The organism is Clostridium sp. AM27-31LB, from assembly GCF_003480745.1.
In the GTDB taxonomy this organism is placed as follows: domain Bacteria; phylum Bacillota; class Clostridia; order Lachnospirales; family Lachnospiraceae; genus Butyribacter; species Butyribacter intestini.
Genome location: NZ_QUJS01000006.1, coordinates 161,078 through 185,349, shown reverse-complemented (window position 1 = coordinate 185,349; position 24,272 = coordinate 161,078). Strand labels below are relative to the sequence as shown.

The 24,272-nt window shown below is 37.1% G+C and carries 26 protein-coding genes; all 26 read right to left on the bottom strand.

The window, feature by feature from the left end; translation table 11 throughout:
- Positions 1–78 precede the first annotated feature (78 nt).
- A complete protein-coding gene (locus DW721_RS10530) occupies positions 79–855 on the bottom strand; it encodes a FliA/WhiG family RNA polymerase sigma factor (RefSeq protein WP_022014306.1) in 777 nt (258 codons plus the stop codon).
- 35 nt (positions 856–890) lie between these two features.
- Positions 891–1,196, bottom strand: coding sequence for a hypothetical protein (locus DW721_RS10525; protein ID WP_118745720.1), 306 nt, complete (start codon positions 1,194–1,196; stop codon positions 891–893).
- 14 nt (positions 1,197–1,210) lie between these two features.
- A complete protein-coding gene (locus DW721_RS10520) occupies positions 1,211–1,696 on the bottom strand; it encodes a chemotaxis protein CheD (protein WP_118745719.1) in 486 nt (161 codons plus the stop codon).
- A 10-nt stretch (positions 1,697–1,706) separates the two neighbouring features.
- The gene (locus DW721_RS10515; protein ID WP_022014303.1) at positions 1,707–2,330 is read right to left on the bottom strand and encodes a chemotaxis protein CheC; all 624 of its coding nucleotides are present in this window, start codon (positions 2,328–2,330) and stop codon (positions 1,707–1,709) included.
- Between the two features lie 20 nt (positions 2,331–2,350).
- Positions 2,351–2,830, bottom strand: a complete 480-nt coding sequence (locus DW721_RS10510) for a chemotaxis protein CheW (protein WP_118745718.1) — start codon at positions 2,828–2,830, stop codon at positions 2,351–2,353.
- A gap of 13 nt (positions 2,831–2,843) precedes the next feature.
- Positions 2,844–4,976: a chemotaxis protein CheA gene (locus DW721_RS10505; protein WP_118745717.1), complete on the bottom strand. Its 2,133-nt coding sequence runs from the start codon at positions 4,974–4,976 to the stop codon at positions 2,844–2,846.
- A 1-nt stretch (position 4,977) separates the two neighbouring features.
- Complete coding sequence (gene cheB / locus DW721_RS10500; protein ID WP_347560377.1) at positions 4,978–6,093, bottom strand: chemotaxis-specific protein-glutamate methyltransferase CheB; 1,116 nt, start codon at positions 6,091–6,093, stop codon at positions 4,978–4,980.
- A gap of 91 nt (positions 6,094–6,184) precedes the next feature.
- Positions 6,185–7,066, bottom strand: coding sequence for a MinD/ParA family protein (locus tag DW721_RS10495; protein WP_118745715.1), 882 nt, complete (start codon positions 7,064–7,066; stop codon positions 6,185–6,187).
- Positions 7,066–8,337 carry a flagellar biosynthesis protein FlhF gene (gene flhF / locus DW721_RS10490; protein WP_118745714.1) on the bottom strand — a complete coding sequence of 424 codons (1,272 nt, stop codon included), beginning with the start codon at positions 8,335–8,337 and terminating at the stop codon, positions 7,066–7,068. Before flhF ends, DW721_RS10495 begins: the two co-directional genes overlap by 1 nt.
- A complete protein-coding gene (gene flhA / locus DW721_RS10485) occupies positions 8,337–10,370 on the bottom strand; it encodes a flagellar biosynthesis protein FlhA (protein ID WP_118745713.1) in 2,034 nt (677 codons plus the stop codon). Before flhA ends, flhF begins: the two co-directional genes overlap by 1 nt.
- A 105-nt stretch (positions 10,371–10,475) precedes the next feature.
- Positions 10,476–11,603 carry a flagellar biosynthesis protein FlhB gene (flhB, locus tag DW721_RS10480; protein ID WP_118745712.1) on the bottom strand — a complete coding sequence of 376 codons (1,128 nt, stop codon included), beginning with the start codon at positions 11,601–11,603 and terminating at the stop codon, positions 10,476–10,478.
- 139 nt (positions 11,604–11,742) lie between these two features.
- Complete coding sequence (gene fliR, locus DW721_RS10475) at positions 11,743–12,513, bottom strand: flagellar biosynthetic protein FliR (RefSeq protein ID WP_118745711.1); 771 nt, start codon at positions 12,511–12,513, stop codon at positions 11,743–11,745.
- Positions 12,514–12,524: 11 nt separating this feature from the next.
- Complete coding sequence (gene fliQ / locus DW721_RS10470) at positions 12,525–12,794, bottom strand: flagellar biosynthesis protein FliQ (protein WP_022014294.1); 270 nt, start codon at positions 12,792–12,794, stop codon at positions 12,525–12,527.
- Between the two features lie 46 nt (positions 12,795–12,840).
- Positions 12,841–13,683: a flagellar type III secretion system pore protein FliP gene (gene fliP, locus DW721_RS10465; protein ID WP_022014293.1), complete on the bottom strand. Its 843-nt coding sequence runs from the start codon at positions 13,681–13,683 to the stop codon at positions 12,841–12,843.
- Between the two features lie 9 nt (positions 13,684–13,692).
- Positions 13,693–14,082 carry a flagellar biosynthetic protein FliO gene (locus DW721_RS10460; protein ID WP_055942531.1) on the bottom strand — a complete coding sequence of 130 codons (390 nt, stop codon included), beginning with the start codon at positions 14,080–14,082 and terminating at the stop codon, positions 13,693–13,695.
- A gap of 29 nt (positions 14,083–14,111) precedes the next feature.
- Positions 14,112–15,254: a flagellar motor switch phosphatase FliY gene (gene fliY / locus DW721_RS10455; protein ID WP_055942534.1), complete on the bottom strand. Its 1,143-nt coding sequence runs from the start codon at positions 15,252–15,254 to the stop codon at positions 14,112–14,114.
- A 4-nt stretch (positions 15,255–15,258) separates the two neighbouring features.
- A complete protein-coding gene (gene fliM, locus DW721_RS10450) occupies positions 15,259–16,239 on the bottom strand; it encodes a flagellar motor switch protein FliM (protein WP_055942537.1) in 981 nt (326 codons plus the stop codon).
- Between the two features lie 126 nt (positions 16,240–16,365).
- The gene (locus tag DW721_RS10445; protein WP_022014289.1) at positions 16,366–16,887 is read right to left on the bottom strand and encodes a flagellar basal body-associated FliL family protein; all 522 of its coding nucleotides are present in this window, start codon (positions 16,885–16,887) and stop codon (positions 16,366–16,368) included.
- 18 nt (positions 16,888–16,905) lie between these two features.
- The gene (locus tag DW721_RS10440; RefSeq protein ID WP_118745710.1) at positions 16,906–17,709 is read right to left on the bottom strand and encodes a flagellar motor protein MotB; all 804 of its coding nucleotides are present in this window, start codon (positions 17,707–17,709) and stop codon (positions 16,906–16,908) included.
- Positions 17,709–18,530 carry a motility protein A gene (locus DW721_RS10435; protein ID WP_022014287.1) on the bottom strand — a complete coding sequence of 274 codons (822 nt, stop codon included), beginning with the start codon at positions 18,528–18,530 and terminating at the stop codon, positions 17,709–17,711. The genes DW721_RS10440 and DW721_RS10435 overlap by 1 nt, the downstream gene beginning before the upstream one ends.
- A 41-nt stretch (positions 18,531–18,571) precedes the next feature.
- Entirely contained in the window at positions 18,572–18,766 is a 195-nt protein-coding gene (locus DW721_RS10430) for a flagellar FlbD family protein (RefSeq protein WP_022014286.1), read from the bottom strand.
- 175 nt (positions 18,767–18,941) lie between these two features.
- Entirely contained in the window at positions 18,942–20,507 is a 1,566-nt protein-coding gene (locus tag DW721_RS10425) for a flagellar hook-basal body complex protein (RefSeq protein ID WP_022014285.1), read from the bottom strand.
- Between the two features lie 122 nt (positions 20,508–20,629).
- Positions 20,630–21,022: a TIGR02530 family flagellar biosynthesis protein gene (locus DW721_RS10420; RefSeq protein ID WP_022014284.1), complete on the bottom strand. Its 393-nt coding sequence runs from the start codon at positions 21,020–21,022 to the stop codon at positions 20,630–20,632.
- Between the two features lie 40 nt (positions 21,023–21,062).
- Positions 21,063–21,914, bottom strand: coding sequence for a flagellar hook capping FlgD N-terminal domain-containing protein (locus DW721_RS10415; protein WP_022014283.1), 852 nt, complete (start codon positions 21,912–21,914; stop codon positions 21,063–21,065).
- Positions 21,915–21,936: 22 nt separating this feature from the next.
- Entirely contained in the window at positions 21,937–23,412 is a 1,476-nt protein-coding gene (locus tag DW721_RS10410; RefSeq protein ID WP_182436295.1) for a flagellar hook-length control protein FliK, read from the bottom strand.
- Between the two features lie 99 nt (positions 23,413–23,511).
- A complete protein-coding gene (locus DW721_RS10405; RefSeq protein ID WP_182436294.1) occupies positions 23,512–24,270 on the bottom strand; it encodes a hypothetical protein in 759 nt (252 codons plus the stop codon).
- Positions 24,271–24,272: the final 2 nt, after the last annotated feature.

Below are 24,272 nucleotides of genomic sequence, written 5' to 3'. Positions count from 1 at the left end.
TACTCCTCTCGATAAATCGCTTTATATATACGATAACTTCTATATACACATATAAGCACAAACTCAACTTGCCTGTGCTTATATATTCAATATACTGAAAATACCCATATTTTCTTTTCCAATTTTTTCTCTCATTTTTTTAAGTGCTTTTGTATGAAGCTGAGAAACCCTTGACTCTGACACACCAAGAACTTTACTAATCTCTTTTAGTGTCAGTTCTTCAAAATAATAAAACGCAATTACTTTCTGTTCATTGTCATTTAATGCTTCTATAGCCTCCGTCAATGTTCTTTTAAGTTCCTGACGGTCTATAACCTGTTCCGGACTTTCAAAACATGACTTGTTATTTCCTTCTGGTGATATATCGCTTCCCTGTTCAAGATATTCATCAAGCGAAACAAGACTTGCTATCTGTGTCTGATTTACAAGCCCCTTTAACTCTTCTACTGATATATCCATTTTTTTTGATAATTCTTCGCTGGTTGCAGCCCTTCCAAACTCTACTTCAAACTCATGCATAGCCTGCTCAAGTTTCTTTTGTTTCTGTCTGAGAGTTCTCGGAATCCAATCCATCTTTCTTATCTGATCAAGTATAGCTCCTCTTATCCTAAGACTCGCATATGTCTCAAATTTAACACCCTTTGTAAGTTCAAATTTGTCAATAGCATCAATCAAACCAAATATTCCATAACCTACCAAATCATCATATTCAACTGTATAACCAAGATACATAACAAGACGACCGGCAACAATTTTTACAAGTTCGGAATATTGCAATATAAGTTTTTCTCTAATCTTAGGATCTTTAGTCTGTGAGTATTCTTCCCACAAAGCTGTCTTGCCTTTTTCATCCATAGATATTTTCCTTCCACTGCTGTCCAGAGTCCTTATTATTTATTCTGATCTTCATTATCAGATTCAGACTCTTTATTATCTTCTGAAGGAGAATCTTCTTTTTTCTCCTCATCAATATCTTCTTCTGCCTGTTTGTCAATCTTTTTTCTTAAAACACTATTGCTGATAAGTACATTCTGTATCAGTCTTTTCACAAGACAACCTACTATATAAAAAATAATAAGCGTAGCCAGTAAAAATTCTAACGAGCGCGTTACATCCACACCGTTTATAATACAGACTATTGATACTATAGCACCCGCAAGCAGTGTTATAACTTTTGGTATAATCTCTGTTTTCACAAGATATCCCCCCATTAAATAGTCTTTACGGGTTTTCCGACAGACTTAATTATAAAATCTCCTGTTTCCGGATAAAATTCTACCGTACGACCATAATTTAAACCTGTATCCTCCGCAAGTATGCGAATGCCTAATTTTTTTAATTTATCCTTAACAGCCTCCACATTTCTTTCACCTACTCTAAGCATATCATTACTGGAACTAAACGCAAACATCTGTGCACCTCCTGCAATTTTAGCAGTAAGTGAAGATTTTTTTGCACCTTCCTTTTCTAACAATTCTATCAGATAATCAATTCCTGTATCTGCAAACTTTGCCCTATTCTGATTTTGTCTGACTTTCGTACTGTCAGGAAGCATAACATGCACTAACCCGGCTGTTTTTGTGTTTTTGTCATATAAAGCAACACCAACACATGAACCTAATCCCAATGTTGTTATTGCATCTGGTGAATGACATATATTTAAATCTGCCATTCCAACCTTAACCATTTTTGCCATTATCCATCACCTATAACCCTAACGATGTCAAAATTCGTCCATATGATTCTAATGTAGGTATTAATATGAAATAACCACTGATATCTACATCCAAATCCTTAAACTTCGATTCTATTAATAACGCTTTATCTCCAAGTTTTCCAAATTCAATAGCCGGGACACTAAGGATTGCCCCTGCCATATCCACTGCAAGATAAGGAACCGAAGATGTTATTTTCATATTTGTTAATTCTGAAATTGATGATAAATATGCTCCTGCAATAATGTTGCCGATTTCCATCAGAGCCGACTGTTCCATCTCTGAAAAATCTCCCTTGTTTTCACCTGAAACACACCCCATCAACTGGTCTACAAGAAGATGTGCAGCAGAACTTTCCAGCACAAACAGCATCATTCCGTCTACATCACCTTCTAAAGACAATAATATACCTGCAACCAGTGTTTCTGCTCCGCCAACAATCTCCGCCAGCTCTGAAAAACCAAGCAAATCCACTTTTGGGACACGCATATCAATACGAGCGTTTATGAGCTGGGACAATGCTGTTGTTGCATTGCCCGCTCCAATATTTCCAATTTCAGTGAGAACATCAAATTCAATTTCTTTTCCCTCTGAATTATTATTGTTTTCCTGCACTTAATTTCACCTCTGCGATTTTAAATAATCTCTTTTTCAATTATTACTGATGCAATATTAAGCAAAGAAATCAATCCATCTCCATGCTTTCCTATTCCACTAAGATACTGCACCATAGAATCTGATGCATCTGAAACGGTTGGCTTCTCTATTGAATCTTCACTTAATGTCACAACTTCCTTTACCTCATCAACAATAATTCCAATAGCAGATTGAGGTTCAAGCTTTATTATGATTATGCGTGTTGTGTTAGTGTATTCATCTGGTTCAAGTCCAAATTTTAATCTAAGACTCATAACCGGTATGATTTCACCACGAAGGTTAATAACACCTTTAAAGTAAGGCTGAGCCTTTGGGATTCTTGTAATACGCTGATTTCTTACAATGTTGTCAACATATTTTATATCTATGCCATATTGCTCTGTTCCTATCCTAACTACTATATACTGCTTTCCATCACTTACAGTTTCTATATTCTGTACATCATTCATATCTTCCATTGTCAGACCCTCCCTATACCAAAGAATTTACTTCAAGAATCAATGCTATTTCACCGTCTCCAAGGATAGTTGCACCACCGATCATCTTACTGCAGTTAATGTAATTGCCGATTGACTTAATAACAATCTCCTGCTGTCCGATAAGATTATCTACAACAAGTCCTGCAAGCTTGTCGCCTTTCTTTACGATTACAACCGTAAGATTTTCTGAATCATTTTCAACCGGTTCTACATCAAGTATCTGGTCAAGTCTGATAAGCGGAATAACCGTACCACGAAGATTGATAACTTCCTTAGTCTGCACATATTTTACATCTGAGATAAGGACATCTTCTATAGTCTGGATATTTCCGAGAGGAATAGCGTATTTTTCAGTACCAAGTTCTACCATGAGAGCCTGAATAATTGCGAGAGTAAGAGGAAGTCTGATAATAAAGCTGCTTCCCTCTCCAAGCACTGATTTACATTCTATGTTTCCACCAAGTTCCTCGATCTTTGTCTTTACGACATCAAGACCTACACCACGACCTGATACATCAGTAATTTTTTCTGCTGTTGAAAAACTTGGTCTGAACAGAAGGTCGATAACCTCTTTGTCAGTCATATTTTCAGCCTGCTCAGGTGTTATTGTTCCTGAACTTATTGCCTTATTTTTAACCTTTTCGATATTGATTCCGCCGCCATCGTCACGCACTTCAATGTTTACATTATTTCCATCCTGATATGCATCAAGATATATATTTCCAACTTCTTCCTTACCTAATGCCACACGCTCTTCATTTGATTCAAGACCATGATCAGCGGCATTGCGAAGAAGATGCTGAAGTGGATCTCCAATTTCATCTATAACAGTTCTGTCAAGCTCTGTCTCCTCACCTGTCATATGAAGTGTCATCTTCTTGTTGAGTTTTTTCGTCAAATCTCGAATCATTCTAGGAAATCTGCTAAACACACTCTCAATAGGTACCATCCTGACTTTCATAACTGACTCATGAAGATTTGTAGTCACACTTTCAAGATATTCTATCTGTTCATTAAATCCTGTGTCATTTCTGGTATCACTCTCAGACGAACTTATTGAAACAAGTCCATTTTTTGCAATGATAAGCTCGCTAACGAGATTCATAAGTACATCAAGCTTTTCTATATCTACGCGGACTGTTCTTCCTACAGCCGGCTTTGCGGCTTTCTTTGCTGTAGCAGTTGTCTTTTTATTCTTTGCCGGAGCCGCCTCAGCTTTTGTAGCAGCTTTTGCAGCATTGTTTTCGCTGCTCTTTGCTGCTTTTGCAGCTTTTTCCTCTGCTTCTTTTTTCTCTTTTTCCTCCTGTGCTGCCTGTTTTGCCGACTCGTCAAGTTTTATCTCAAATGGTCCTACTACTGCGTTTTTCACTTCTGAAACATTTTCAATGGCAGCCTTAACAGTTTCAAGACTCTCTTTTGTGAAATAGACAAGACTGAAATCAAAATCAAATTTTTCATCCTCAATATCCTGCACATTTGGCACTGCCTTTATAACTTCACCTAATTCTTCAAGTGCCTTGAATACGAGAAATGCCCTTGCGGCCTTTAATATGCATGATTCCTGAAGATATACCGTAATACCAAAAATATTCTGATTCTGACTTTTTGCCTTATCAAATGTATTTCTCTCAAAATCAGATATTTGAATAGAATCATACTTAGCACCCTGGATATCTTCTGTCTTTTCTGACTCCTCTGCCGGTTTAGTTTCTGCCGGTTTTGATGCTGTGCTCTTTCCAGTAGCATTCTCAGCAATGGAGTTTAAAGCATTTATTATTTCTTCATTATCCTCTGTTCCTTCATCAGCAGTATTTATAATATTATTTAAATATGCATCTAAAGCATCAAGTCCTCTGAACAATACATCAACAAGTTCAGGCTTGACTTTCATGTTTCCGCTTCTGATTTCCTGAAAAACATTTTCCATGTCATGCGTAAGACGCTGCATACGCTTATATCCCATGGTTCCTGCCATTCCTTTCAAAGAATGTGCTGCTCTGAATATTTCATTAATCGTATCAGTGTTTTCAGGTTCCTGTTCAAGTATCATCAACTGATCACTTAAAGTCTGTAAATGTTCTTTTGTTTCATCAATAAAAATTTCAAGATACTGGCTTACATCCATTTTATCGCACCCCCACATGTCTTGTTATCGCATCAGCTATCTGCTTTAATGGCAACACCTCATCAACTAATCCTGACTCTGCGATTGCCTTAGGCATACCGTAAACCGTACAGGTTTCTTCATCCTGACCGATAACATAAATTTTGTTGGTTTTATTTAACTGTACTATTCCCTGAGTGCCGTCGGCTCCCATACCCGTCATAACAACACAGATCACTTCATCAAAATCCGTATCCATAAGTGACTCATACATTATATCCGCACATGGTTTCAAGCCGTTTCTGGCTGCCTCAACTGTTACTGACAATGTGTATGTCCCAGCAGCAGCTCTTTTAAGTCTCATCTGTGAACCGCCTTTGGCAATATACACTGTGCCATTTTGAAGAAAGTCTCCATCTGCTGCTTCCTTAACATTAATCCTGCTTAATTCATCCAGTCTTTTGCTAAGTGATGCCGTAAATCCCTCCGGCATATGCTGCACCAGCAGTACGGCTGCATCAAGATTTTTAGGAAGGAATGGAATAACATACTGTAGAGCTCTGGGACCACCGGTAGAGCACGCCAATGCCACAAGCTTCTTCCGGTACTTTACACCTGGAACAGATGCCGATGCTTTACGGTTTTTAGTTCCACCTGTCTTTACAACTGGAGTCTGCTTTCTGCCGCCTACCATGTTCTTAACTTCTTCTGCAGCTTTTTGAACTATGTATGTGATTGAAACATTACATGCCGCATAAATCATACTTATAAGTCTGTTTGAAAATTCAGAACCCTTTGCTTCAGCAAGGCTGTCCGGTTTTGTGACAAAGTCGAATGCACCAAGTTCCAATGCTTCAATAGTCTCCTTTGCACCCTCCTTTGCGATTGTGCTTACAATAATAACATTTTGTTTTATCCCTTTTCTGTTCATGGTCTTTAAAAACTCAATACCATTCATCTTTGGCATATTTATATCTAAAATGATACAATCAAATCTCTGCCCTGACTCAAGCATATTTATAGCTTCAAGACCATTTGTAGCAGTTCGCTCACTATGCAATTCTTCATCTGAATTTATTATATCAGATATTATTCTTCTCATAAGTGCAGAGTCATCTATAATCAATATATTTTTCAATATTTTCCGCCTCCATTCTGAACTTAAGATTCATTTATGGCTATCTTCACTTATATCTATATTTCAAAAACCATATGAAACTACAATATTCCTATTTATTTCTATTTCTAAACATTTTTGAAAACAAACCTGACAAACCTCCCAATGTCTCTCTCTGATTCTCCGGCTCAACATTAGCAAGTTTTTCTGCCATTGCCTTAATGGATTTAGATGCCGGAGTATTCGGATATGCGACTGAGACCGGCTGTTGTTTCATCACAGCTTTTGTCAGATTTACATCAAAAGGAACTGAGCCCAGATACTCCATATTCATATGTAAAAATTTAGTGACAACCGAGTTCAGTTTATTGTAAAGTTCTTCTCCATCTGACATACTCAGCGTTCTGTTTCCGATCATCTTTATTTTTATATTATCATTACTGTAACCCGGAGCTTTATTTATAGTTTTTAACAATGCATATGCATCTGTTATAGATGTAGGTTCCGGAGTTGTGACAAGTAATACCTCTGAACTTGCAAGTACCATGTCAATTACCGCATCTGATATTCCTGCACCGGTATCTATTATAATTACATCCGCTATAGAATCAAGCTCATACATCATATTTACTATACCTGAAATCTGGTCTTTAGACAAGTTTGACAACTCTTTAATTCCGGAACCCCCTGATATAAATCCTATATTTTCAGGACCACGGCAGATTATATCCTTTATGCCTTTCCTACCGTATATCATATCTGCCATATTGTATCTCGGTCTTGTTCCAAGCATAACTTCAACATTGGCAAGTCCAAAATCAGCGTCAAGTATCACAACCTTTTTCCCAAGTCTGCCAAGCTGTATTGCCATATTGACAGACATATTTGATTTACCGACACCACCTTTTCCGCTTGTTACTGTTATAACTCTTGCAAGATGCTGCTGCATATTCTGTTGTTTTATTATATTTCTAAGCTGCTGTGCCTGATCCATCAACCATTTCCTCCAAGTAGCTGCTTTGCAATTTTCTGTGCATTAAATTTCCCTATATCGTCAGGTACATTCTGCCCCCAGGTCGCATATGAGAGCGGAGCACCTGTGAGCACTCTCAGATTATATATGTTTCCTACTGTATCTGTCTCATCAAGTTTTGTGAAGATAAGATTATATTTTGTCATTTCTGAATATACCTGTGATATTCTTACGAGGTCCTTGTATTTGGTAGTAGAGCTTAAAACAAGAAATACCTCCTGCTCGTCTTCAGGTACAGATGCAAGCAGCTTTATCAAATCTTCCTTTTGCTCGGCATTGTTATGTGAACGGCCTGCCGTATCGATAAGAACAATATCAAATGCAAGCAGTTCGTCCCTTATACTCTCCATCTCCTCTGCGGTATAAACTACTTTAAGCGGAATGCTTAAAATATTCGCATAAGTTCTAAGCTGCTCAACTGCTGCTATCCTGTATGTATCTGATGTAACTAATGCAACTTTTAATTTTTTTGATAACTTCATAGTTGATGCTATCTTTGCAATAGTTGTCGTTTTGCCTACTCCGGTAGGACCGATAAAAAATATAAATTTTGTTTTCTCATTATCTGTATCAATCATGTGAGGCTGACCGATTTTTAAAACAATCTTCTGATAAACACTTGCCAGAACATTATCGAGTGAAACATTTCTGCCAAGACTTCCCTTAATCTCATCCATAATCTGATCTATATAGACAGCCTCAACTTCATTTTGCAAAAGCTGCTTCTTTATCAGCTCAAGATACCCCTGATTTTTATCTTCTTTTTGTTCATTTGCTTTTTGCTCATCTTTAATACTCTGAGCCATCTGTTTCTCTATAAGATCCTGAAGTGTATTTAACTTCTGTTCAATCTCATTGCTTGAATCCATTTTGCCGCCGACAACATCAACAACATTATCCCTTATAACCTGATTATTTCTAAATAGTCTCTCCTTATTTTCTTCCATTCTTGCTGTCTTAGAATCCGGAGCCGGTGTAAAACCATTTCCATCAAGTGCCTGTTGAAGTTTGGCAAAATCCGTATGCTCTTTTTTTCGTTCAAGTTTTTTTGATTCCGTTTTGACATCATCGATTGCAGCAGTAACTTCGACGCTGCTCTTTTTAAACAATCTTAAGAGTCCTTTCGGATTGTTTTCTTTAATATTCATAATTGTGACATCTTCACCAAGCTCAGCCTTTGCAAGTGAAACTGCCTCTTTTTCAGTCGTTGCAATATATTTCTTAATAATCACTATACTGTCACCATCCCTATAGATTGTAATTCAACATCAGTATCGATTTCATTGTAAGATACAACTATCAAATCCTTAAACTGCTCTGATGTTATCTTCTTAAAATACATACGAACTATCGGCGAAGTCACAATTATAGGATTTTTTCCAAGTTCTTCCATTTTGTCAACTTCCTCTTTAACCGAGTTTAATATATCCTGTGTCTTTTCAGGTGCAAGATTGATATATGCTCCCTGCTCTGTCTGTTTGACAGAACTCATTATCTCCTGCTCTATCTTAGGATCAAGTGTTACTACACTCGTCATCTCGTTTGCAGGAAAATATTTATTAGATATAGCTCTCTTAAGACTCTGTCTTACATACTCCGTAAGAACATCTGTGTCTCTTGTCGTTGCCGCATTGTCGGCGAGCGTTTCAAATATCGTCACAAGATCTCTTATCGAAATCCCCTCTTCAAGAAGATTCTGGAGCACTTTCTGAATCTCACCTACACTTAAAAGTTTAGGTACAAGTTCAGAAATAAGTGTTGTATTTGCCTCCTGAATATTATTTATAAGATTCTGAACATCCTGTCTTGTAAGAAGTTCATTGAGATTGTTTCTTATAACCTCAGTAAGATGTGTCGCGATTATCGAAGGTGGATCAACAACCGTATAACCGAGTGATTCTGCCCTCTCCCTCTGTGACTCTGTTATCCATATTGCCGGCAGATGGAATGACGGCTCAAAAGTCGGAATACCTGTTATCTCCTCCTCTACATATCCCGGATTCATAGCCATGTAGTGGTCGAATAATATCTCTCCCTCGCTCACCGGAACACCTTTTATCTTTATAACATATTGATTTGGATTAAGCTGTATATTATCCCTAAGTCGTATCATAGGCACGACACAGCCAAGTTCAAGTGCTATCTGTCGTCTTATCATGACCACTCTGTCCAAAAGGTCGCCGCCCTGATTTACATCGGCAAGCGGTATGATGCCATAACCAAACTCTAATTCTATAGGATCAACTTGCAAAAGTGAAACGACATTTTCCGGCCGCCTTATCTCCTCTGCTGACTGCTCCTCAGTTTCAACTTCATCCTCGATCTCTGCTTCCTCAACATTAGCCTGTATCGCTCTTCCGGCCGCAATAAATAAGACTGCATATATAAGACATAACAATGTGTTAAGAGGTGTGCATATACCTAGGAAAACCATTGTAAATCCGACTATGTATAATACTTTAGGTATTGAAAAAAGCTGTCTTATAAGGACATTTCCAAGATCAGATTCCTTTGATGCCTTTGTAACTATGATACCCGTTGACAAAGATATAAGCAATGACGGAATCTGTGAAACAAGACCGTCACCTATTGTAAGGATAGTGTACTTTGACAATGCATCACTTATTTCCGTTCCCTGTACGACAACACCGAGTACAATTCCGCCAATAAGGTTTATCGCCGTTATGATAAGACCTGCCGTGGCATCTCCTTTTACATACTTTGTAGCACCATCCATTGCTCCAAAGAATGTTGACTCGTCCTGTATCTTTTCACGACGCCTTTTTGCTTCGGCATCGTCTATCGCACCCGTATTTAAGTCGGCATCTATCGCCATCTGTTTACCCGGCATGGCATCAAGAGTAAATCTCGCAGTAACTTCTGATACACGCTCAGAACCTTTATTGATAACTATAAACTGAATAATTATCAAAATAAAGAATATAACCATACCAACTACAAGGTTACCGCCACCTACGAATTGTCCGAATGTCTCTACGACATTACCTGCGTATCCGTGTAATAAGATATTTCTCGTAGAACTGACATTGAGTGACATTCTAAACAGTGTCGTCATCAAAAGCAATGTCGGAAATATCGACATATTTAATGCTTCTTTTGAAAAAAGTGAATTAAAAAGAATTACCAGTGCAATTCCTATATTAAATAAGATTAAAATATCCAGTAACAATGTTGGAATCGGTACAATCAAAAACACGACCGGTACCAAGATATATAAGCCCAGAAATATATCCTGTCTTTTCATACATACCTCCATATATTAATAACAATTTTAATATAACTTTTAATTTATACACAACCGTATGAACATATATATGATAACATAACATTACGGTATGTATATTTACCCTTAAGATTTCCCTTTTAAATTATATACATAAGCGAGAACTTCTGCAACCATCTGATACAATTCAGGTGGAATTTCTGCACCTATATCTACATTATGATATAACATACGCGCGAGCGGCTTATTCTCAACTATTTCTATTGAATTTTCTGCTGCCACATCTTTAATCTTATGTGCAAGATAATCAGCACCTTTTGCAAGAACTATCGGTGCTTCATGTTCATTTTTATCATATTTTATGGCAACCGCAAAATGCGTCGGGTTTGTAATAACAACATCAGCCTGCGGAACTGACTGCATCATACGCCTTCTTGATGCCTGCTGCATACGTGCACGCTGCTGACTTTTAACTTTAGGATCACCCTCTGAATTTTTAAATTCATCCTTAACTTCCTGTTTTGTCATCTTCATGTCATCATGGAACTTCCATTTCTGATATGCAAAATCAGCGGCACCTATAACTATAAACCACATACTGACACGCATACCTATATCTATGATAATGTCTCCTATAAGTGCTATTCCCTGTGTGAGCGTATAGGAATACATTTTCATTACAAGATCCCACTTATCCTTAAGATAACTGATAACCACGGCACACAATATAACAAGCTTTGCCGTATCAAACAAAGTCTCAAAAAGTTTATTCTTTGAAAATATCCTCTTAACACCACTGATAGGATTAAATTTTGAAAACTTCGGCTTCATGGGTTCAAATGAAACTTTCCACTTTATCTGAGCCATCTGTGATATAAATGCGACCACAAATATAACTGCATAAAACGGAAGACCCGTGATAAGTATATATTTTACCATGTCTCCCATAAGTGCACTGGAAAGCGGAACTGTAAATTCATCATTTCCGTATTCTGAAATATGCTTAAAAACATATTCAAAGCAGCTTAAAAATCTGCCTCCGAGATATCCTATAAAAAATTTTAAAAGTACAAAAAATGTAAGCAGCATTGCTGCCGTTGTAACTTCCTTACTTTTTCCTACCTGACCTTTTTTTCTCGCATCAGATAACTTTTTAGAAGTCGGCTCCTCTGTCTTTTCGCCGTTAGGACCATCTTTTGCAAACAACTGCAAATCGTAGCAATAAACAACTTTTAAAGAGTCTTTTTCAATCATACTGTTCACCCTTTTAAAATAATATAAACCATTTGCATAAAAATAGCAAATATAAAGTTACCTGTCACACCATAAACCTATACAGTACATTGATGAGTCAGGCAGATGTTTGTAATCTGCTCAATAACACTATTAGCAGCTATGGTGTTATTGATTTAATGAACAACTGCGTCATGTCCTGCATCTCCTGAAAGATAAAATCACATAATCCCGGAAGAAGATTTAGCACAAAATATATAACTACAAGTCCTACAAAAATCTTTAACTGCATACCTATTACAAACATATTCATCTGTGGTGCTATCCTCGCAAGAATACCTAAAACGACATTTATTACAAGAATACACGAAAATACCGGCAGTATTATTCTAAATCCAATAACAAAATAATCAGTTATATATTTTACCATAAATGAAACAACACCACCATTTGGCACCATTCCACCTATAGGTATCGTCTCAAATGAACCGTATAGTGCATCAATAAGATAATAATGCATATCTGTCACTAGAAACATCAGCATAAACGAATACTTCAAAAAATTTGATATTACCGTTGACTGCATATTGGATGTCGGATCAAACTCAGTAGCCATAGACAATCCAAGCTCTAAACTCAACATATGTCCGGAAAAATCCAATATATATAATGATAAATTTGCTGCCATGCCTATCAGCAGGCCGGTGATTGCTTCTTTTACAACAAGAATGCTGTATCCTATAACACCAGTATAAGATACAGCATTATAATCAACTGTATTGCCAACCAGAACTGCAAGAAAAAATGAAATCGCTATTTTCACTTTGACCGGAATACTCCTGTCGCCAAAAAAAGGCATAATATAAACCATTGCAGAAATCCTTACCATCACAAGCAAAAAAACTTCAAGATATTCTACAGTAAATTTCAACAGTCTCACCCCTATTTAATATAATTTGGAATGTTTGCCATCAATGCTTCAAAAAGCGTAACACATTTATTCATAATCCAGTTTCCACATAATACTACAACAAGCATTATTGCGATAAACTTTGGAATAAAAGTCAATGTCTGTTCCTGAATTGATGTAATGGTCTGAAATATACTTATTATCAGACCTATCACTAATGATATCAATAAAAGTGGCATCGATGTCTCTACTATGGTTAATACGGTTTCCCTTGAGAGATCTATAATCGTAGCCTCATTCATAATAACCCTCCAATTTTCAAAAAACAATTTACTTTAGGTGCTGACCTCAGTTAAACGAATTAACAAGCTGCCCAATCACCAAATTCCATCCGTCTGCCAAAACAAACAATAACAATTTAAACGGCAACGAAATCGTTGTCGGTGGGAGCATCATCATACCCATTGACATAAGTGTCGAGGCAACAACCATATCTATTACTATAAATGGAAGATATATCAAAAAACCTATTATAAAAGCCGCACGCAATTCGCTTATGATAAATGCAGGAATCACTATAGTTATTGGTATATCATCATAATCTTTTATATCATCAGCAGATTTTTTATTAAGATCCATAAATAATTTTAAATCTTTCTCCCTTGTCTGCTTCAGCATAAATTCCCTAAGAGGTGACAGCCCCTTCTCTATTGCCTGTTCCTGTTTAATCTTTCCTGCCGTGTACGGCTTAATCGCCTTAGTATTTACCTCCGTAAAAACCGGTGACATAATTGCAATCGTAATAAACAATGCAAGTCCAACAATCACCTGATTCGGTGGTGTAGTCTGCGTTCCCAAGGCAGTCCGCAGAAAGTGAAACACAACAACTATTCTTGTAAATGATGTTACCATTATAAGAATTGACGGTGCAAGTGATAATATAGTCAGCATAATCAAAATCTGAAGTGTTGACTCCAACTTCATGCTTCCCGCATTAGATGATATATTGATGTCTAGTGTATTGTCATCTATATCAGGCTGTCCGCTTATTTCATCCTGAGTCGTTTTATCTACACCGCTTGCCACTGCAAATGCAGGTCTTGAAACAGAAAAAAGCAGGACAAACATACCTATTATCATAAGAGAATTTATGACTTTTTTTAACTTTTTCTTATTAATTTTGTTTATCATTTATTTTCCTCATAATTTCTTGTCTGACTTAGTGTCTTTTTTTCTGCTTTTAACAATGTTTGAAAAAACATCTTTAAAAGAACTGTCCGAAATTTCAACTTCGCGGTTCAGAATGAGTTCTTCCTCCGTAAGCTCTGCCAATTTAACCACATTATCCTTAAACTGTGCTAAGGCAACATATTTCTCGCCTATCCTTACAATAGAAATCGTCTTTCCGGGAGCAAGCTGAAAAGACTCTTTAATCTCTATATTGTTTGTTTTGTTTTTTACAAGACCGGAATTTGCATACCACTTTGTAACAAGATAAGACAACACGAGAATAACTATAAAGATAATGACAAGAAAAATCAATTTAAAAATGCCGGCAAATGTAGAATACTTTGTAATTAAACTAAACATATCTACACCTCCAGCATTTTAATTTATTTTTATTTTGAAATTTCAACAAGTCTGATACCAAAGTTTTCTTCGATAACAACTACTTCGCCTTTGGCAACAAATTTACCATTGACTAATACATCTACCGGCTCACCTGCAAGTTTATCAAGCTCTATAATAGTTCCCGGAGAAAAATCAAGAATTTCCTTAATTGATTTATTTGTGCGACCAAGTTCTACCGTTACCTCCAATGGCACATCGAGCACAAGATCTATATTTTCTTCCTGCATAAGCGGACTGACACCTGTATTAAATGTCTGGAACTGTGCAGACTGCACATTCACATTTGGCATAGGCATTGCATACTGTGGCTGCTGCATCTGTTGTGGCATTGGCTGTGGTACAGGCTGAGGCTGCACTGGTTGCGGTGCCGGTGTTGGAACCGGTTCCGGTGCCGGTGATACAGGCTGAGTCTGTTCCGGCTGTGATGCCGGTGCTGCTGTCTGCTCAACTTCCGAACCCATAAATTTCTTATACAATTCTCTAGCAAAATCAAACGGATATAACTGCATAATCTGGCTGTCAACCAAATCTCCGATTTTCATATCAAATGCTACCTGAACAATGTCTCCGTCTAAGAAATTTGACAATTCAGTATCTTCAATAGTGTCATTTAAGTCTACAAGACTTGCAACTGGTGGACTGATATCCACTTTCTTTTCAAGCATTGAAGATAAAGAGGTCGCAGCAGAACCCATCATCTGATTCATAGCTTCACTGATAGCACTAAGATGAAGTTCAGACAACTCGCCCTCAGTATTTGTTCCATCTCCGCCCATCATCAAATCTGTAATAACTTTAACATCATGTTCCTTAAGAATAAGGATATTATTTCCATCTATACCGCTTATATAAGATATATGTATAAATACACATGGTCTGTCATACTGTGCTGACAGTTCATTCAAGGTAACATATGAAACTCTTGGAGTTGTAATCGTTACCTTATTATTCAAAAGAGTAGATAATGTTGTCGCAGCAGTGCCCATATTGATATTGGCAATCTCACCTACCGCATCTCTTTCTGCATCTGTAAGACTTTCACTAATATCTGATGCCTGCTGTGTACTGCTATCTGAATTGTTGCCACCCGTCAACGCATCAATCTCTTCCTGAGTTAACATTCCATCCATATGTCTATTGCTCCTCCCTTATCACTGATGTAACTCGAACAGCATAAGAATCACTAGTCGCACCCGGAAGTGCAGTAAACTTCTTTATGTTTCCCACATAAACCTCAAGTTCATCATTAACTTTAGTATCCAGCTTAATAATATCACCAATCTGGATATTGATATAATCATTTACGGAAATCGTACTCCTTCCCAGCATTGCTTTTACCGGAATCTTTGCATAGTCGATTATATCTTCTATAACTTCCTGATAAGCACCCGAATCACTCTCTTTCATGCTTGAATACCAGTACTTCGTATTCAGCTTGTCTATAACCGGTTCAACACATGAATACGGAATACATATATTCATCAGTCCCTCTACTGAACCAATCTTGACACTCATTGTAATGATTGCAGTCATCTCACCCGGAGATATAAACTGTGCAAACTGTGAATTTGTCTCTATTCTCTCTAACCGGGGTTCTATAGACACAACGCTCTCCCATGGATCAACAAGCAGATTTGTGCATACTTCCAAAACTCTTTCTAAAATAATAAGCTCAATCTCTGTAAAATCCCTGTTTCTTTCTAATGGTGCCCCGCCACCACCTAACATTCGATCTACTATCGTAAATCCGAGATTTGCTGAAAGCTCAATGATAATGTTTCCTTCTAATGGAGCAAAATTAACAACTCCTAAAATAACAGGATTAGAAAGTGCATTTGCAAACTCAGAATATGTATTTGCTTCCGCATTGACAACTTCAACCTGAACATTTTTTCTAAGATATGCCGGTAGATTTGTCGATAAAAGCCTGCCATAATTTTCAAAGATAATTTCGAGTGTACGAAGATGATCTTTTGAAAACTTTGATGGTCTGGCAAAGTCATAATTTTTAACCTGTTTTTCCTTGGTGTCACTAAAATCATCCGCATTTAAATCACCATCATTAAACGCCTTGAGCAGATTATCTATCTCTTCCTGAGATAAGGTATCTCCCATTATTTTCACCTCACACCTAAAACCCTGTATATGCTAACACAAAAAGATATCCAAGATTTCAGTTTTCTAAACCATAGTAATAATAACACATTTTTAACAAAAAGCAAAGTAATTTTTTTGTCAAAACTACTGATACATAAAGTTTGTTAATGTAATGCCTACGATCGCCTTAGTATTAAACTTCTTCTGAATCTGCTGCAAAGCTTCTTTCTTTACAAGTTCCTCTGATATATCATCCTTTGAATGTGACTGTATTACTGAACGGACAATATCCGTATATACAGATGATTTTTCCGTAACTTTATCTGTAGCAAAATCTTTATAATCATCAGCCTTTTTGTTTACTGAAATCGTATATCCTGATAACATAGCATAATGCTGAGAATTATCTGAACCTGTTTTAAGATTTATAGTCTGCTGTGAATCAAATGAAACTGTTGTGTCCTCAAGGTCACTTATCTTGTAATCAGCATCACCTTTTGCGTCCGAATCACCATCAAGTTCAAGATTGAGCACTGATGCCACCTGTGTTATAAGATTATTTGTTTTATTGAATGTTGGAACCATTATAAAAAACATGATTGCTGTCAGTACTACATTCACCACTGTCAATACTGTAATAATTACACTAAAAATATTTTTTTTCATATTACTTTTGCACCTTTCCTAATCATTATTGCTGTAGATTTTTATTTCTACACGTCGATTCTTTGACCTTCCCTTTTCGGTCTTGTTATCAGCCACCGGATTTACATCTGCCCTTCCTGATGCTTCAAGATATTTTGCATTTAAACCTTTCTTTTGTGCAAGATACTGTAAAACACTTGTTGCTCTTGCTGTTGAAAGTTCCCAGTTGCTCGAATATTTCGATGTACTTCCTATAGGAACATTATCCGTATGGCCTTCTATCTTTATCCTCTTATTTGAATAATTCTTAAGAATATCTCCTACTCTTCCTATTATCATGGAAGCTCCTTTTTTGATATCAGCACTGCCTGAATCAAACAAAATACCACCACTAAGAGAAATCATAACATACTGATAACTATTATCCATAGAAACCTCTATGGCATCCTGAAGGCGATTATTTTCTGCTTTTTTTACAATATCACTGTATAATTTTTCCGTAGATTTCTTTTGTTCCTCTTTTTGCTGTTTTTCAAGTTCTGACATGGGATCATCTTCTTTTTGAGATTCTTTTGCTTTTCCCATATCAGAATAATATTCATCCAGATTGTTTAGCTGACTTGCACCGCTTGAAACAAGTTGTCCGTCACCAACTGCTTTTTCCCCACCGGTAAATATACTGAAACTGTTTGAAAGCGAAGCTACGAGTTCGGCATACTTGACCTGATCAACATTCGACATTGAGTACAAAAGGACAAAGAAACAAAGCAACAAGTTCATAAGATCCGAAAATGTATCTTTCCAACCGTCGGTTCTTATTTCTTCCTTTTCTTTTTTTGCCATTAAGCTTCACCACCTTCAGCCGCCGCTTCACCAGCCTGTGCATCATCTCCCTGATTTTCACGCTCACCCGGCGAAAGGAATGATTTAAGTTTTTCTTCAATAACTCTAGGGTTCTCACCTGCCTGTATTGATAAAAGCCCCTCCACCATAATCTGTTTCATCGTAATCTCATCATCATTCTTCATCTTTAATTTGAATGACACCGGAATACAAATCCAATTGGACAATAGAGAACCGTATAGTGTAGTCAGAAGTGCAACCGCCATATTAGGTCCGATAGAACTCATATCGTCCATGTTGTAAAGCATATTTACGAGTCCGATAAGTGTACCTATCATTCCCCATGCAGGACCCATTCCACCCCAGTTAGCCCAGAAACCTATTTTTTCATTATGCCTTGTATCTACCGCATCAAGTTCTGTCTGCATTATATTTCTTACAAGTTCAGGATCCGTACCATCAACAATAAGCATTATTCCCTTTTTAAGGAAATCATCCTCTATAGAATTTGCAGCTTCTTCAAGTGCAAGAAGACCTTCCTTACGTGCTACATTTGATAAATCAATAATATTCTTTATTGCATCTGCCTGATTTAATTCTTTTTTCTTTAATGCAATCGAAATCGATTTAAATGAGTTTATAAACTCCGGAAATCCTTTTGCCTGAATCATCATACAGCATATAGAACCACCAAGTGTAATAAAGACTGACGGAGGATCACCAAAATGAGGAATACCCGCAAATCCATCTACACCTGTTATGATACCGAAAAATACAACGACGATACAAACTATCATACCTACAATTGTTGTAATATCCAAAACAGCCACCACCTTAATTTTATTTTTTATTTATATAATTTCTATTTAAAATCAATAGAATTGCATTCACGCTTATATAATATTACTAAATTTTTGACTTCCTGTCTACTTTCTTTTATAATAATTTTCTTTCCTGTAGTCAGGGTTAGAACAGTATCAGGATTTTCCTCAACCGTTTCTATCAGATCTGAATTTATGGTCACTTTAGAACCATTCATTTTTGTGACATCAATCATATACCAACTCCCCTTTTCTTCTTTCTTTTTTCATATAACAGTGACGGCAAAGTTAAAAAGAAATAACTCTATCAATATCCTTACCATCACTGTTTTATTTAAGATACACTCTGCAGACGCATTTAACTGAATAAAATCCCGTTATACTTCTTGCAAAATATTTATTTAATCATAATTATCGTTTAAGGTTTACAAGTTCTTCAAGCATCGTATCTGATGTTGTGATAATTCTTGAGTTAGCCTGGAAACCTCTCTGTGTTGTGATCATACTTGTAAATTCTGCTGCGAGGTCAACATTTGACATTTCAAGTGCACCTACCGCAAAACTTCCTGAAAGACTTACATCCTCACCTACACCATCAAATGTTCCTGAGTTAAGTGTTGCTGAGAATAATGAATCACCCTCCGCCTCAAGACCTGACGGATTTGAGAATGTTGCCACGGCTATCTGTGCAAGAAGTTTCTTTGAACCATTGTTGTAAGTACCATAAATCATACCCTTATCATCGATTGAAATACCTGACATCTCACCTGCCGTGTTGCCCGTACCTAGTCCCTTTGTACTTCCTTTACTGTATGATGTGCTTGATACACCTGAGCTTGAATACTGTGTAAGACTTGAAAAATCAACTTTTACTCCGCCCGAATCAGTTGCAGGAACATACTGTGTAAATGTATTGTCAAGAGTACCTGCATCAGTAACCTGAAATACAAGACTCTTCCCCCAGTCAGTTGAGGTATTTGGAATATTTGCATCACTAACAGTTGAAAAATCACCTGTCTCAGCTATAAAAGAGAGTGTAGGCACTGTTCCTGTTCCTGTTATGGTAAACTCTCCTGTTTTCTGATTTATATCAGTTGTCTCATTTGCTATCGTGTATTCAACACCACCAAGATTTATCTTTACTTTTGTTGACGAATATGAAGTTGCTCCATTTGCAACCGTTTTCTTCACAAAAATAGAATTTCCGTCCGCATCAGTTACATCGGCAAGTGTTACTGAATATACGGATGTTGCCTGTGCATCAGTTCCTGTTCCTGTAGTTCCTGAACCGTTTCTGTATAAGTTCATCTTAACCGTATATTCCTGACCAAGTTCATCGTAAAAACTGAATGTAAGTTTCTTACCGTTCTTTGTATCTATGATTTTCGGGTCATTTACCACAAGGTCTGTATCCGCTTTATCAATATTACCTGTTATTGTAACTGCTGATGTTTCTGTAGGAGCATAGTACCTATTGGCTGCAGACATTACCTGAAGATCCTGAACCGTATTTTTTACAATACTCTGATTTCCCTGTGCGTCTGTCTGTGCCATCCATCCCTGAACAGTAGCTCCGTTTGTCGTACAGTATAATGTACCGTTTGCATCTACATTTAACGCACCTGACTTTGTAAAGTATGTAGAACCTGCTGATTTAACGATAAGGAATGAATCTCCGTTTATTGCCACATCAAGTGCTCTGTTTGTCGTCTGTGTTCCACCCGGCTCTGTTATATTTGTCGTTATTGATGCAACTGTTGATCCAAGACCTATCTGCTTTGCATTTGTACCGGCTGCTCCTGTTGCTGCATCTGCACCTGTTGCATTTGACATTGTCTGATAAAACTGATCAGCAAAGTTTACACTGCTTGACTTAAATCCTACCGTGTTTACATTGGCAATATTGTTACCAATAACATCCATCTTTGTCTGGTGTGTTTTAAGACCTGCAACACCAGAATAGAGTGATCTCATCATAATATTTTTCCTCCTTCATATAAAATACAAAAATTTTGTATTTTCAAAAGCTTTGATACTTTGGGATTTATCAATCAGTCAAAATCCCTACGCTTCCTTATGAGGTCCGGCGTATAAGTATTTTAGCTTATCACTGCTCCGTCAATATTCGTAAATATTGAATCTGTTTTGTCATTCATCGCTGTAATAACCGTATTGTTTTTAACATTGACGATAAATGCCAAGTCATCTACCATTACCAAAGACTCCTGAATTCCTTTTTCCCTAGCCTTCGTTGTGCCATTTTCAAGACGCTCCATCTGCTCCGCAGATAAGTTAATATTTCTGTCTGCCAGTCTCTCATTGGCATGCTTTGAAAATTTTAAGCTCTCAGCAGAATTTTTCTGAGTAGAGTTGAGTATTTCCTCAAATGAATCCTTTGAGTCAGTGGATGTATTTCTGTTTACACTTTTCTGATTTATGAGCTGACTTGCCATTTTACTGATAGATGAATAACCATCATTAAGTCGTTGCATAATCTCCACCTCTCTCTTATTTTCCCTTTTTCAATCCTGCCTACTCAGTTTTTGCTGTACTGTTGTCTGTATCCGTACTTCCATCAGAATCATTGTCAGACTTGTCTGTATCTGTTTTGTCAGAAGATGAATTATCCCCCGTTGTTTCTTTTATTCCCTTTACAACAAGAGTTACGCTTGAAGCGTCAACTGTGCTGTTTGCATCATCAAATACAAAGCCAATCGTATATGTACCCGCATCGAGACTTGCAAATGCTGACTTGTCTATAGTAAGAACTCCATCCTTATATGAAAGCTTACTTGCATCAACCTTTGTAGTATTACCCTTAGAATCAATAAGACCTATGCCTATTGAAGCTGCCTGATAACCGTTTGAGCCAAGACTTACACCCTTTATCACTACATCCTGTGGTGCTCCGTGAAGATATGTAACCGTCTGCTCACTTACCTTTGGTATGTACTGCGATATAAGATATGATGAATCTATCACCTCTGAAATGTCATCATACGAATAAAGATCACCATTTACCTGAACATATGCTTTATTGTTCTGAATAGTTACCTTGTCTACAGTACCCTGCATCTCTGTCACCTGACCTGTGCCTGATGTCTGTTCTATCTTGACTGTCTTACCTACAAGTGAATATGCCGATGTATTTACAGTCGTACTGTTTAAGTTTTCCATCTGCTCAAGTTCTGAGAACTGTGCAAGCTGTGCTACATACTCAGTGTTATCTGTAGGTTCAAGCGGATCCTGATATTGCATCTGTGTTACAAGAAGTAAAAGGAAGTCTTCTTTTCCAAGCGAATCATTTGTCTTTCTCTCTTTTGTCTGTTGTGAATCCTCTGAAATCTGAACCTGACCGTTTACTACCGGTGCTGTTAATCCCATAATATTCCTCCTTTCATTTCATCTATGCCGTAAAGTCTATCTGCGAACCATTGTCACGCATAACCTGTTTTCTCACGGCTTCTTTTTCCTCGTTTGAAATTGCTGACTCATCTGACGAATCATCCCCAAAGTCAAACTTCATCTGTTTGCCATTTCCATCATCAGCTTTGCTCTGTCCGCCGTCCATAGCCTGGTCACTTCGTGAAAAATCAAAATCTGACACATTTACTTCAACCGCATCGACTTTAAGTTCTCTTAACTCAAGATTTTCACGCAATGTGAACATCTGGCTCTCAAGTGCCGCTTTTGCTTCTTCCGACTGCACTGAGAATACTGCTGTCATCATACCGTTTTTAGACGATACATTGAGAAGTACTTTTCCTAAATGTTCAGGATTAAGCTGCATCTCCATAGATGTCGATTCAGTTCCAAGTGAAACTTTTATCTTTTCGACAACCTGATTTACAATGTCAACCATCTGCTGCATCCTTACAGTATCCGGTCTTGCACTCTGTGTCTGTTCAACATTTGCAGCCGCCTGCTCCATGTTCTGAATAAAATTATTCTGAACATTTGTCTGCCTGCTACTTACCGCATCATCGTCAGACAATGTGCTTTCAGCTATTTCTTCTGACATATTTTTACCGGCATCTGAATCTGTCTGTGCCGAACCCTGCTCTGCTTCGCTCTGATTTTTTTCTACTACTACAGTAACATCCTGTTTTGCATCTGTTATATTATCAGAAACATCTGTTATATTATCAGAAACATCTGTTATATTATCAGAAACATCTGTTATATTATCAGAAACATCTGTTTGAACATTCACCTGCCTGTCCGAAGCATCTTCCTGAATCACACTAAATGTTTCTCCATCAGAAACAGTTGTCATCAAATTTTCATGTTCAATGTCACCCTGCTGCGTTGAATTTGCAAGAACTGTGGCAAAATCTTCTTTAGACATTCCCGTCAACTCTTCCCAATTGATATTTTCAACAACATCAATAAGAGAATTTAACTGGTTCATCATATTCTCATCAGTGAGCAAATCCGTAAATTCACTGCTTCCATTGATTGTAAGAACAAGTTTTGCAAGATTACTAGTATCGAGCAAGTCAAGTGCACTAAATCCAAGTGCTGTCATGGCATTTGCCAGCGTCTCGTCATCGACACCAAGTATATCCCTGACCTCATTTGTTATCTCATTTGCAACATTTTCTACTGATTTTAAATCTGCTTTCGCTGATGTATTTGCATTAAGTTCTGAAATGTTATCATCTGTGTTTTTTGCGTTTACAGTATTTGATTTTGCAACCTTAAGATTACTGCTTTTCTGATTGTCAGACACACTGTTCTTAGTATTAGCAGTGTTACCATTTTTAGATGCACTCAGGCAATTTGCAAAATCATTTGCATTTTTGTCTTTTTTCATCTGTACCTGATTGTTTGACTGAACCTTTGATAATGAATCCATCATCAATGATTTGATCTCTGCCATCATTTCACCTCCTTATATTGATATAGATATATATGTAAACGGCTAATGCCGTAAACATCTGGTTACTTTTCCAAGCCACACTTACAATGTGAAAGATAACTATTTTTTCACTGATGATATTTTCTTTGTAACCTGTGCGGCGAAATCAACATCCATCTCCTGCAATATCGCAGCCGCTTGTTTTTCTGTCATATTTTCAAGAATATCCCTGATAAGTGAAAGGTCTTCCGACATCTCTGAAAGTCTTGCAGCCGCCTTATCAGCATCCATATTAGCATAGAATTTTCCAAGTTCTTCTGCTTTCTTTGTGTATTGAAGTTTGAGGAGCACCTGTTTGTATATCTTTTCGGCATTTTCCGGTTGAATTTCCTCATAATACTTTTGATACTCTGAGATATCCGGAGCATTCTTTGTAAACACAACCTTTTCATCAAACTCTTTTACACGCTTCTGAAAATCATCATACTCATCTTTATACTTCTGGAGTTTCATTAACTTAGCCTCAAGTTCTGAAATATAATCAGAATTTGCATCCTGTGTTCCATTTTCAGACTTAAGTTTACTCTCTAATTCTTTAATCCTCTCATTTGCAGCTTTAAGTGTTGTGTATTCATAATCACCCTCTTCAGCCTGCACATCTTCTGAAACATTAGGAAGTATCTTGTTTACTACCGGAACATCTTTAAGCACCGGATACAATACTTTACTTCCAATACCTCCTACATCCATTTTTATTAAAAATGCAAAAACTGCCAGCCAGATAAGAATGATAACGATCGCTATCAAAGCAGTTACCAGCTTGCTTCCACCGCTCTCATTTTCTTCACCTACTATTTTGTCCTTATCTTTCTTTGCCATCC

Bases quoted from the DNA above. Each gene is read 5' to 3' on its own strand.
- DW721_RS10530 (WP_022014306.1), bottom strand. From the start codon at position 855: ATGGATGAAAAAGGCAAGACAGCTTTGTGGGAAGAATACTCACAGACT.
- DW721_RS10520 (WP_118745719.1), bottom strand. From the start codon at position 1,696: ATGGCAAAAATGGTTAAGGTTGGAATGGCAGATTTAAATATATGTCAT.
- DW721_RS10510 (WP_118745718.1), bottom strand. From the start codon at position 2,830: ATGGAAGATATGAATGATGTACAGAATATAGAAACTGTAAGTGATGGA.
- DW721_RS10505 (WP_118745717.1), bottom strand. From the start codon at position 4,976: ATGGATGTAAGCCAGTATCTTGAAATTTTTATTGATGAAACAAAAGAA.
- DW721_RS10495 (WP_118745715.1), bottom strand. From the start codon at position 7,066: ATGGATCAGGCACAGCAGCTTAGAAATATAATAAAACAACAGAATATG.
- flhA (WP_118745713.1), bottom strand. From the start codon at position 10,370: ATGAAAAGACAGGATATATTTCTGGGCTTATATATCTTGGTACCGGTC.
- flhB (WP_118745712.1), bottom strand. From the start codon at position 11,603: ATGATTGAAAAAGACTCTTTAAAAGTTGTTTATTGCTACGATTTGCAG.
- fliQ (WP_022014294.1), bottom strand. From the start codon at position 12,794: ATGAATGAGGCTACGATTATAGATCTCTCAAGGGAAACCGTATTAACC.
- fliP (WP_022014293.1), bottom strand. From the start codon at position 13,683: ATGATAAACAAAATTAATAAGAAAAAGTTAAAAAAAGTCATAAATTCT.
- DW721_RS10460 (WP_055942531.1), bottom strand. From the start codon at position 14,082: ATGTTTAGTTTAATTACAAAGTATTCTACATTTGCCGGCATTTTTAAA.
- fliY (WP_055942534.1), bottom strand. From the start codon at position 15,254: ATGGATGGAATGTTAACTCAGGAAGAGATTGATGCGTTGACGGGTGGC.
- fliM (WP_055942537.1), bottom strand. From the start codon at position 16,239: ATGGGAGATACCTTATCTCAGGAAGAGATAGATAATCTGCTCAAGGCG.
- DW721_RS10445 (WP_022014289.1), bottom strand. From the start codon at position 16,887: ATGAAAAAAAATATTTTTAGTGTAATTATTACAGTATTGACAGTGGTG.
- DW721_RS10440 (WP_118745710.1), bottom strand. From the start codon at position 17,709: ATGGCAAAAAAAGAAAAGGAAGAAATAAGAACCGACGGTTGGAAAGAT.
- DW721_RS10430 (WP_022014286.1), bottom strand. From the start codon at position 18,766: ATGATTGATGTCACAAAAATGAATGGTTCTAAAGTGACCATAAATTCA.
- DW721_RS10425 (WP_022014285.1), bottom strand. From the start codon at position 20,507: ATGATGAGATCACTCTATTCTGGTGTTGCAGGTCTTAAAACACACCAG.
- DW721_RS10420 (WP_022014284.1), bottom strand. From the start codon at position 21,022: ATGCAACGACTTAATGATGGTTATTCATCTATCAGTAAAATGGCAAGT.
- DW721_RS10415 (WP_022014283.1), bottom strand. From the start codon at position 21,914: ATGGGATTAACAGCACCGGTAGTAAACGGTCAGGTTCAGATTTCAGAG.
- DW721_RS10410 (WP_182436295.1), bottom strand. From the start codon at position 23,412: ATGGCAGAGATCAAATCATTGATGATGGATTCATTATCAAAGGTTCAG.
- DW721_RS10405 (WP_182436294.1), bottom strand. From the start codon at position 24,270: ATGGCAAAGAAAGATAAGGACAAAATAGTAGGTGAAGAAAATGAGAGC.